Origin of the sequence: Anaerobacillus sp. (genome assembly GCF_046314235.1) — a bacterium.
Classification (GTDB): Bacteria; Bacillota; Bacilli; order Bacillales; family Anaerobacillaceae; genus Anaerobacillus.
Map to the genome: position 1 here is coordinate 121,102 of NZ_JBKBWN010000013.1, position 10,550 is coordinate 131,651.

A 10,550-nucleotide genomic window follows, 5' to 3' on the forward strand; every position below is an offset into this window, starting at 1 on the left:
CTAAATCCGTACCTTTCAAGCGATAACCAACTACTTTTTCAAGAAATCATTAATTTCTTTAACTGAAGTTTTTGTAAGCGAATATATTGTATGAGACTCTTTATTATTCATGATTGTTCCAGATTCCTCATCAATCCAAAGGCTGTATGATTCACCTTCTAAATGAAAACGGTAATTTGGGCTGGCCATATTTGCAATCCCTGGTAGCTGAGTTGCCTCATCAACTGCTTTCCTGAAAATAGCAATTTCATTCGATTCTTCTAAAACTAACCTCTTCACTTTCATATCTGTTGCAGATAAAAAATTCAGGATTTCCTCTAAATCAGTAGTCATATGAACTAACTTTTCGTGATCATACAAAAGAAATACAGGATAACTATTAATCCCTAGTAGTGCTTCTTTTCTCTCGCTTGGTTCTCTTGAATAGCCAACACTTACGAGTTTCGCCATTGTTACGTCCATAACCTCTGAAACCTCTACAAGAATAGATTCGCTTCGTTTCGGATCATCAAATGCTTCTCCTAGATAAACTTGTAATGCAAACTCCCCTTCTTGATAGGCGTAATCAACAGCAAGATATTCTTCGTCGCTCATTTCAACTAATTGAATTTGAGTAGCAGAATAGATTGGAATGCGATCACTAATCAGTTCCATTGATCCATCCTCACGCAATACCTTAGACCACTGAGGCTGGAAACTTTCTTTCGTCCATACATTCACTTTATAATCGTGCAGTTGAAATTTTTCTTTTGTTATTTCCGCTCCATTTTCGTCAATAAATTTAGTGTTTTTATCTAGTTTAATCCGATAAGCTTCCCATTCACTCGGTAGATTGAACATTTCCCGCTCTTTTTTACTCATATTATCATTAACTAGCGCTAACAAAACATCCTTACGTTCCTCATCTTCATGAAACTCTATTAATCTTGATTGAAAATCGGGCTCTCGATCTAAATTGCTTTCTCCAAGAAATATCGATAAAAATGGTACCTTTCCTTGTAAGCCAAGTTCGTTTGTTAAAAATTGTGCAGAAGGTGGAATAACTAGGATTGAAATCAACAATACTGCCACTGAGATAGAAACGTAATATTTGTACGGAAACATACGTTTTTTTGAATTTGAATATCTTTGATCCATTTCTTTACTTAGGTGATAAATCATATCTTCATGCTCCTCCTCAGTGAGGGCAACTTTCTTCTGCATTGACTCAAAATTTTCATCAAGTTCATCTTCAAGATGTCTCATTATTCTCCGCCTCCTTTTCCAGCTGCTTTTTTAAAGCTTTCATCCCTCTTAATAAATTGATCTTAACCTTACTTTCATGCCACCCTAGGATTTCCGAAGTTTCTTGAATGGAAAAGCCCTCAATTTTTCGTAAGACAATTACATCACGGTAAGAACGTTTTATTTTTTCCAGTGTTTGAAAAATTTCCTGTTCAGTTTCATTAAAAGCGTAAATTTGTTCAGGAGTAGCATCGGTCGACTTTAGTGCTGGGATTGTATCAAAGAAAAAAGCTAATGGCTTTTTCTTTCGGAGATAATCGATTGTTAAATTCCTAGCGATACGAAACAACCAACCTTTAATATTCTCTGCTTCAAAAGATTTATATTTATCGAAAGCACGAAGAAATGTGTCCTGAGTTAAATCTTTGGCTTGTTCACGGTCACCAATCATAAAATAGACGTATTTATAAATGTCATCGCTATATAATTGATACCATTGCTTTACGTGTTGCTTTCTCGCATCAATAGGCAAATTCCCCTACTCCTTCTCTTTTATCTGGGTATCTATGAATAACAACGAAAAAACCGCCAGAAAAGTTGCACTTTTAACTACTTTGTTATAAAACTCTTTTAGCTCAAAATAAAACTATCGCACCGATCACTTTCGAGTCCGAAATCTTATAGCTAGTATAAATGACTTGCTTAAAAACTTATATAAAAAAATTAGACACCTAAAAAGTGCCTACGATTTTACTATTGTCCAAACTATTAAAATATTTTTCTTTCCCCCTCAAAAAAGAAAGTTTTATACGTATAGATAATTATAAGACCAATAATAATTTTCATATTAAAGGGGGATATGTATGGTTATTGAAACAATTACTAAAGATCAACACAAAAAAGACTTGCCTCTTACCAAGCCTACAATGACAGAAAAAAACTTTCTTAGTTCGAGCAAACCAAACACTTACATACATCCTTCAACTCAATTTTCAGAGAAGATTTCTCCTGCTTTTAGGGACGCCAGTGATAAAGCTCCATTTGATCCTATTTGGGACGACGTTGTAGGTGAAGCACTTAAAACAGGTTTAACAACAGAAGAATACTTAGATTTCCTTAAATTTTTGAAAGCACAAAGTGATCAAACGAGTAATCAAAAGCCTCCGATTAAAAAGTATTTAAAACTATTTTTAAGGAAGCAGAAGCTTGGAACCATTTAGGGATAATTATCGTTTTATAACGTAAAAAAGGATCAGACTTAACTTGGAGGTGTGGGTATGTCAGGCTGCATACTAGACCAACTGCCTCAGCCTATCAAAACTAATCATGCCCACAGAAGCTCCAAGTCAATTCCTTAATTACAAATTTAAGCATTTACGAATGTGTTAATAAAAGTTGCTTCACAAAACAAGCCTACAACAACCCAAGTTAACAAAGCATTTGTCAAACTATTGTATGAAGGATTATTTGGAATTGAAGGATTAATAAAATGGTTACTCATGAAGTATGTAGGAATAGAAATGATTACACGTATAAGAAGGTATTTAATATATGTTGTCAATTTTGTTACTCCTTTATATTTTAAAAATGAGTGTTTACTAGAATGTTTTTGCAGCTCTGGTAGGTCTGCTCCTATATAGGGCACACCCATTCATATCTACATTTTTCCTTCTCCCCTCGCTGATACAAATCGTTTTCTTCTGGGACATCAACGATTTCTAAAAGATTAGCTCCAAGATTTTCACATGTTTTTCTTGAAGCGATGTTATCTGGATTGCAAGTAATAATCAGTTTCTCCATGTCATGAGCATGTGCCACTTTTCTTAATAACCTTACAGCTTTTGCTGAATAGCGATTACCTCTATATTCCTCATCAACTGAATATCCAATATGACCGCCATAATATAAATTTTCATTATATCCAATTCTAATATCTATTACTCCAATAGATTGGGATGAACCACTTAAAGAAATGCTAAAATGATAAGCTGGAACCCAATTTTTATCTTTGTTTCCAGGTACTGTTTTTAAAAGATGTAATCAATTTCTTCGCCTTTAATAACATGAAAATCTAAAAATTTAAATTCCATTTTCTCCTCCTAAAAATACGCTTACTCTTACCTTATTTCTTTTTTTCAATGTAATAAAGCAAAGCACCTATCAATACTCCTAATGATAACCCGATTCCAAAACCTCCAACTTGAATATATACATTTTCTAACATCGTTCCAATTAAACTTAAAACCCCGCCACCTAATAATCCAAAACTCAATCCATATGCAAAATTGGTTCCTAATTTAGTTTCATTTTCATCTTTATTACTAATCATTATTTTTCCCCTCACCGTAAGCCTATTCTCTTATTCACTTGTATCGTAATGAAATCAGGAAAATACTAATTTTACGATTGCACTCCGTAGTTTAATAAATTCCTTCACAATCTCTATGCTCCCATCTTCCTTTTTGAATGTACTTCACTCTTTTTACCTCTTTTTGTAATTGAAGAAAAAGTATAAATTGCAAGAGCTGACCAAATGAAGATAAATGCAATTAAATGTGCTTGGGATAACGTTTCGTTATATAGAAGAACCCCTGATAACAGGACTATTGTTGGTGAAATATACTGAAGAATTCCAAGCAAAGATAGTGTTACCTTTTTGGCACTCATAGTGAAAAATAATAGTGGTAGAACGGTTACTGCACCACTACCTATTAAAAGTAAACTTGTTGAAACAGAATCGAAAAATTGAATATGAGATTGAAACATCCAGTATGCCATAAATACTATCGCAATGGGGGTAATCATCATCGTTTCAAGAGCTAATCCAATGGTTGAATCTGCTTTAATCATTTTCTTAGCTAAACCATAAAATCCAAAAGTAAGAGCCAGACTAAGCGAAATCCAAGGGATTACACCATAATGAAGTGTTAATGTTACTACCCCCATTCCTGCTAAAATAAATGCAAGAACTTGAGAACCACTTAACCTTTCTTTTAATACGATGACACCGATTAACATACTTGTTAAAGGATTTATGTATTGACCAAGACTTGCTTCAACTATCTTTCCTTCAATTACAGCCCACATAAAAATACCCCAGTTAGAACTGATTAAGACAGAAGCTAGAAAAAGTGACCAAAATAACTTTGGCTTCTTAATGATATTTTTTACAAATTCAACATATAGATTCCATTTTTTAAAAAAGATTAGAAGCACAAGCATAAAAATAAAAGACCAAAAAACACGTTGTGCTAAAATCTCTCCCGAAGATATATGTTGTGTCAGTTTCCAATAAATTGGAGTAAGACCCCACATCACAAAAGAAAGAATTGCAAACACAACTCCGTCTTTATCATTATTTAATTTCAATCCTATACCTACTTCCTATATGTACAACTATCCCATTGTATTAAATAAGATAACGATAGTTCCATTTTATTTAAATTGTTTTTATTACATTGACTTTTGAAAGTTTGTCTAATTTTTACTAAACGCTTCTTCATCCCATTGACCAACTTTTAATGCCTTTAAGTAACTTTCTCTTGCTCCGATAATACAATATGCCTGCTCTCCAATTGTATTTGAAGGTACGCCTGAAATTCTTAAACTTAAACAACCATCATTTATATGATTGTAGAAGTCGTTTGTTAAACTCAATGCTTGTTCAACCCTTTGTTTTAATATTTCCATTCAAAATTCCTCCGGCTTGTCACTTTTATTGCTGATATAAGACCTTATCTTATGAAAAAATATCTATGTATTGCTCAATAAAACGTCTATACTGATCAGTTAATTCATTTGGCAAATTATTTAAAGGAAAATACTGCATTAATTCTAATTCGCTAAAATCAATCCTAATATCTCCACTTGCATCTTTGGTAAAATAAACTGCTGTTACCGAATATAATTCGTCACCATTTGGAACTTTTAAGTAATATTCAGAGCCAGAGAATACATTAAGTAATATTAAGTTTTCAACTACTAATCCTGTTTCTTCAAACACCTCTCTTTTTGCAACTTCTTCAAAACTTTCTCCTAAATCCATTAACCCACCTGGTAATCCCCAATATCCATCATTTCTCTTTTGCAATAACACTTCATTTTGTTCATTTAAAATGATAACAACAGAACCAGGTAGAATAATCGGTCTATGCCCTACATACTGTCTCAGATATTTATAGTATTCCATTTAATAATTCTCCTTCGCGACTAGTTTGAGAGATTAGTGATTAAACTTAAGGAAAATAAGAGCACGCTTAATGGGTACCAGGTCCATCATCTGTTTTTTTACAAAAGCAACCGATCGTTTAAGTGTGAATTGTTCCCATTAGGCTATTACTAAACCATTAATAATGAAATCAGTATATCAATTTGTCTAAGTCTTGTGTTACATTATAGAACGATTCTAAAGATTACTGTCCCGATAAAAAGTTGATTAAATCAAATTCCTAAAATAAGATCACGGTCAACGTTGTACTTGGTTACTTCTAATGTCGCTAATAAAACTTCCTGGTGCAAATGCTTAACAATCTCTGGGTCGTTACTTTCTTACAACAAAAGTGATAGCATTAGTTTTTAATATTACTTCTTTTTCGTCACGACCAATTTTATATTCTAATGGCTTAACCAGTTGGTTTAAAACTTCCCAACCTTCGTATATTCCATTTAATTTATTTATCATTTCTTCTGTCTTAATATTCCATAAAAGCTCTTGAAACGTTTCGTTGCAAGAGCTTTTATGGAATATGAATTCTAAGGAAGATCAATCTTCTTATAGTAAAATGTGTTCAACGTTTCCAAGTCCATGAGTTGTATCGTGTCATTACCAAAGGATTGAACGTCCATCGTCATCTCAGGTCTTACAACCTCTACCAAACTTCCATCTGTATACTGTGATTCATTAATGAAAAAAAGTGTTTGATTTTTGTAGTTATATGTCCAGTACCCAAACATGCCATTATCTTTGTTCGGATAATCTCCATTTCCATATCCTTCGTAGCGACCATCAGCGTACAGAACGAGCGATACATTATCCACTCCTTCTTCCCATTCAAATCCCCACGCTCCTACCAGTTCACTCCCATCTTTTGAGAGATTGTCTAAGACGCTATCACGGTCAATTCCCGCTAAACGGTCTAACCGTTTTAAATCTTCCGAAGTAACAGTGCCATCTCCTATCGGAACAGCATGTTCCTTAGATAACATCGAAAAAGCATAATTTAGGTAATATTGGCCCTCTTCAATTTCCTTCATTCCTTCATTAAAGGCTGTTTCATCCTGTTGTAATAGCCCTTTTTCTAACAACAGTAACCCTTGATCAATATGATCCATCGCAGTCAGATAATCCAAATGAATGTCAATCATATTCTCTGGGGCGATAAGTTTTCGAAACTTGTTGGTGACTGTCCTTATAACTTTCATCTGTTTTACATTATTCTCGATGTAATCGTCTGCTGAGTAATCTGTTGAATACATGGCTAATACGTCAAATTCTTCTTGTACCTGTGCCTGGTATTCTCCGATATGTTCTACATACTCTTCCGTTGTTACTTCGATCATCGGCATATTCTCTCGTTCCTGTTCTTCAATTGCCTCTTGGTAACCTTCCTTTATAGCTTCCTTCACCTCAGTTAACGACTGACAACCCAACAAGGAAAACGTGAATATTCCAGTTATTGCAAATTTTGTTATGGTTTTTGTTTTCATCTTATCTACTCCTCTCACTCTAAAAGTACAATACTATAACTTTGTACTGGTTAAATATTCCATTACTAAATATTAATACATAGAGTAAAAAACCGCTACAATTTTTTTATGATTGAGTAGAAAAACAGAGGATGTGGGTGATACTCAATGACAAAAAATTAAATCGTTTTTATTACTAAAAACAACATCACAAGAAAGAAAACAATTGCTATAACAACAGCTAAGCCGAGCCTAACGTTTCTCGTCTTATTAGAAATAATTGTATCTACTATATAGAAAACTCCTATCGTTGCACTGAAAAATAAAAAAACATAAGGAGATTTTAGTCTTCCTATGTTTTCATTCATATTATTTATCTGTTTGTTTTTGCTTCTTTTTCAAATACTCCGCACGTATTTTTTCAAGTTGCTGCTTTTTATCAAATTTGGCTGGCTTCTGTTTTTCATGAAACTTTGTCACAGCTACCTGACCTTTGGCATCCAATTGATATTTTCCCACTTTGTTCACCTACTTTTCTTGTCTTTAAAGAAAATCTATTCAACAAATATAATATACCTTATTTTACAGAAGTAAACCTTATTACCTTATTAGTGTACCTGCTAACTTTGCATATATCAGTAAAAACAATAAAAACTTAGTAAAATAATTCATCGAAAAATGGTATTCAATTCATTGCTATAATCAAAATAAAATGCCTTGACACTTGCATAAGCCTTAAAAATTCTATTTCTTGTTTGTTCAGTTCTCTTCAAAAGGTCCAATTGTTCGGTAATTAAGTTTTAAAATATTAAAACAATCTAAGTCTATATATGGTCGGGTAGAAAACAGGCGTGCGCATATATAATATCACGTTTCCTGTAGCCCCCCTACGATCCCGAACGGTCGGATTTCCCGAGTCCGGTTCTGACCTTGGATCTACAACAATCACAAGCCTTCCCTTATAGTTGCAGGATAAAATGTCGGTGCACATATTCCCCCATCAGACTACCAGTTTACTTGTGTGCTGGCCATTTAACATCTATTAAAATCTCAGTGTCTTCAATGTTTGGACTTTCCAAGTGCCCAGAGGCTCTTCGCTTCATCACAGGTGTTATCTTGATGAAAGTGTAATTTCCTTACACTTAAGAAGGCATTATCCTCTTCTCATCGCTACTACAACCTCATCCGCCAACCCTAAATCATCCTATCAATTTCAGTTTACCTTTATGTGATAGGTCTTTACTGATCAGTACCATCACAGTTTGAAGAAGGGCCTTCCCGTCGTTATTTCTGAAAATCTTTCCCTAGATGCTAGAACCCCTATCCCGGTGGCTACTATAGTGCATTTAACCGTTTCTTCCTATAGTACATCGGCCTTCCCTACCTAGGTATAGGTCGGCTTACCACATATGATCCCTTCAACAGCTTCAGAAGGGGCGACCATTTCGGGACTGCAGTATTCGTTAAAGCCTTCTGGCCTCCAGGTTTGCTCGACACTCTAACTGTTCCGACCCTATTTTCTCTGAGTAAAATGGGCGCAGTGCCTTTTACATCCAAGCAGAACGTGGTTCGTTACCTCCCCACGCATTGGATATGCTAGTCATCTGAATCGGTTAATAGATGACAGGAGACTTTCACTCCATTACATTCTCAGCTTTGACGGCTGCTCCACCTAGGCTCGGCAGCACACCTGATCGTTAGCTTAATTATGAAACTGAATAAAATAAACATTAATTCCAAAAAATCACTTCTCCGACATGACCATATTTTTCTAAATCCTCTATTGTATTAACTTTCTCTCCTTTTGAATTGTATTGAATAAAATCTACAATTTCAGCAGTTGGTAAGACAATTAGATAACCTTTATCATCTTTAATGTCTTCAGAGTAAGTTTTGCCGTTACTTAAATGAACTTCTAATTTTGCATGGTCTGTTTCAAACCTATTATCTCCATTTAGTGGCGACCAAGTATCCTCATTCAAATTACTAAATAAAATCATATTCTCACCATCAATTATTTTATTTATGAGGAATCCCATACTTATAGCTGGAGAAGTTGTTTCATATTTGACAATTTTTTCATTAACTACGTAGTATACACCTATAAAGGGGCCTTCACCTGTGAATTGAACAAAAACCAGATGTCCATCAAGATAGGTAACAGGCGGTAAAAAATTGAAATTATCTACTGTAACGCGTGGTGAATCGGCTTTAACAACAGTTTCTCTAACAATTTCTAACAAATCAGTTTCACTGTTGAGATTGTTGCAACCAAGACTTGGAGCTATAAATATGGAAATTATTATTACTAAACAAAACTTTTTTATAATAATCAACGCCCCTTAACATAGTAATTTTAACTATATAAATAGACGAACATTTAAGTAGAAAAGTTTCGTATTTATTTCTTTTTTGTTAAACTCTTCTGCTTCAATAGTTGAAGAAGGGAAGCTCTGTACCGCTCTCTCATCCGTTAGTGAAAGAATTATATTTTTGTTTTCGGACAAATTAAAACTGTAAATAACTCCCTATTAGAATTGAGGTGTAAAAGTGAAAAGGTTAGTATTTATGTTAGTTGTACTCATAGGCATTCAATATCCAGTAAATTCAACTATGGGTAATAACTTTGAATTTACGAACAATCAAGATAAGGCATTTATTAGTGAGGATGGCTTCTATAAGGAATTGAATAAAGATATTTATGAAGAATTTAAAAATGCTTCATATAGTATTCGCAAAAAAATTTCTTACATAGAAGTACCAGAAGCAGAAAATTTTTTTAAAATGAAAACAAAGTTAAATTGCGAAGAGAAAATAACTCTGCAAACAACAAATATCCACCCAGATAGGCAAGTTTATTTTTTCGCCTCTTTCATGCAAGATGAAAAGGAAGAGCACCATAAATATACGGTTATAGACGCAGAAACAAACAGGGTGTTACTGAGTGGTAAAAGTTATCATCAATATGATAATCTATATGAAAAACCTAAATAACCACTGTCACTAGTGGTTATTTTCTCCAGTTAGGAAAATACCTTTATTAAGCTAATGCTCTTGAAGAGTTATATATTCATTAAAATTCACCTAAAAACGGCAACTTACTTGTACTATTCTCGTACATTACAAAAATAGGAACTGCCATTATAACAGCTCCTCAACTAATGCACTAGTTAGTTTAAGTTTACCACTTCACAAAGTTACATCGATTTTAACATATATACATTTGAAACTTTCTTACTCACATTTCATTTTATATTATATAGAGTACCTCCCAGAGACAGAAGGTACTCTATACACACGAATCATTGAACTCATTGTTACTCTTTTTCGCTAAACTCCAAAATATTTAAACCCTCGGATACTTCTGGTGCTTCAAAAAATTTAGTAACATGATTAAATACCGCTTCCGTGTCAAAAGCTGCTCTCTCGGGTTGTTCGTTACGCCTTTGTGCAATTTGACGTAAGCATTGCTCGTTATTTAGATTAAGGAAAATTAGTTGATGGCTTGCATTGACCTCTGACGCCAAATCCAAAAACCACTTTCGCAGCTTTTGAGTATTAGCTGGAAAATCCATCACTACATCTGTACCGACACTTAATATGTTTTGGACATGCTTTTTTACCAACGGCTTGAGCTGCGC

14 protein-coding genes are annotated in these 10,550 nt (G+C 34.0%); 2 read left to right on the forward strand and 12 right to left on the reverse strand.

From position 1 onward, the window contains the following. Positions 1-30 precede the first annotated feature (30 nt). The gene (locus ACK4M9_RS17135) at positions 31-1,245 is read right to left on the reverse strand and encodes a YhfM domain-containing protein (RefSeq protein ID WP_409853196.1); all 1,215 of its coding nucleotides are present in this window, start codon (positions 1,243-1,245) and stop codon (positions 31-33) included. Then, on the reverse strand, positions 1,232-1,756 hold the full coding sequence (locus ACK4M9_RS17140) for an RNA polymerase sigma factor (RefSeq protein WP_409853197.1): 525 nt from the start codon (positions 1,754-1,756) through the stop codon (positions 1,232-1,234). The genes ACK4M9_RS17135 and ACK4M9_RS17140 overlap by 14 nt, the downstream gene beginning before the upstream one ends. A 331-nt stretch (positions 1,757-2,087) precedes the next feature. Between ACK4M9_RS17140 and ACK4M9_RS17145 the strand changes: the two genes are divergently transcribed. Beyond that, positions 2,088-2,444 carry a hypothetical protein gene (locus tag ACK4M9_RS17145; RefSeq protein ID WP_409853199.1) on the forward strand — a complete coding sequence of 119 codons (357 nt, stop codon included), beginning with the start codon at positions 2,088-2,090 and terminating at the stop codon, positions 2,442-2,444. Between the two features lie 146 nt (positions 2,445-2,590). Here the strand turns inward: ACK4M9_RS17145 and ACK4M9_RS17150 are convergent, their stop codons facing one another. The 9 genes from ACK4M9_RS17150 to ACK4M9_RS17190 all read right to left on the reverse strand — a co-directional run bounded on the left by ACK4M9_RS17150 (position 2,591) and on the right by ACK4M9_RS17190 (position 9,152). Then, entirely contained in the window at positions 2,591-2,785 is a 195-nt protein-coding gene (locus ACK4M9_RS17150) for a hypothetical protein (protein WP_409853201.1), read from the reverse strand. Between the two features lie 71 nt (positions 2,786-2,856). Continuing rightward, positions 2,857-3,198, reverse strand: a complete 342-nt coding sequence (locus ACK4M9_RS17155) for a GNAT family N-acetyltransferase (RefSeq protein ID WP_409853229.1) — start codon at positions 3,196-3,198, stop codon at positions 2,857-2,859. A 148-nt stretch (positions 3,199-3,346) separates the two neighbouring features. Then, entirely contained in the window at positions 3,347-3,553 is a 207-nt protein-coding gene (locus ACK4M9_RS17160; RefSeq protein WP_409853204.1) for a hypothetical protein, read from the reverse strand. 113 nt (positions 3,554-3,666) lie between these two features. Further along, positions 3,667-4,593, reverse strand: a complete 927-nt coding sequence (gene rarD / locus ACK4M9_RS17165) for an EamA family transporter RarD (protein WP_409853207.1) — start codon at positions 4,591-4,593, stop codon at positions 3,667-3,669. A gap of 108 nt (positions 4,594-4,701) precedes the next feature. Continuing rightward, a complete protein-coding gene (locus tag ACK4M9_RS17170; protein ID WP_409853209.1) occupies positions 4,702-4,914 on the reverse strand; it encodes a hypothetical protein in 213 nt (70 codons plus the stop codon). Positions 4,915-4,963: 49 nt separating this feature from the next. Beyond that, positions 4,964-5,413, reverse strand: a complete 450-nt coding sequence (locus tag ACK4M9_RS17175) for an NUDIX hydrolase (protein ID WP_409853212.1) — start codon at positions 5,411-5,413, stop codon at positions 4,964-4,966. A gap of 563 nt (positions 5,414-5,976) precedes the next feature. Further along, on the reverse strand, positions 5,977-6,930 hold the full coding sequence (locus tag ACK4M9_RS17180; RefSeq protein WP_409853215.1) for a DUF3994 domain-containing protein: 954 nt from the start codon (positions 6,928-6,930) through the stop codon (positions 5,977-5,979). A gap of 348 nt (positions 6,931-7,278) precedes the next feature. Next, positions 7,279-7,428 carry a hypothetical protein gene (locus tag ACK4M9_RS17185; protein WP_169823055.1) on the reverse strand — a complete coding sequence of 50 codons (150 nt, stop codon included), beginning with the start codon at positions 7,426-7,428 and terminating at the stop codon, positions 7,279-7,281. Positions 7,429-8,639: 1,211 nt separating this feature from the next. Beyond that, positions 8,640-9,152 (reverse strand): hypothetical protein, encoded by a 513-nt coding sequence (locus tag ACK4M9_RS17190; RefSeq protein WP_409853217.1) that lies wholly within the window; start codon positions 9,150-9,152, stop codon positions 8,640-8,642. A 307-nt stretch (positions 9,153-9,459) separates the two neighbouring features. On the opposite strand from ACK4M9_RS17190, the gene ACK4M9_RS17195 reads away from it, so the two are divergent. Next, positions 9,460-9,903 (forward strand): hypothetical protein, encoded by a 444-nt coding sequence (locus ACK4M9_RS17195; protein ID WP_409853219.1) that lies wholly within the window; start codon positions 9,460-9,462, stop codon positions 9,901-9,903. A gap of 323 nt (positions 9,904-10,226) precedes the next feature. Here ACK4M9_RS17195 and ACK4M9_RS17200 read toward each other — a convergent pair. Further along, a partial coding sequence (locus ACK4M9_RS17200; protein ID WP_409853221.1) for a P-loop nucleotide/nucleoside kinase family protein occupies positions 10,227-10,550 on the reverse strand: 324 nt, incomplete at its 5' end.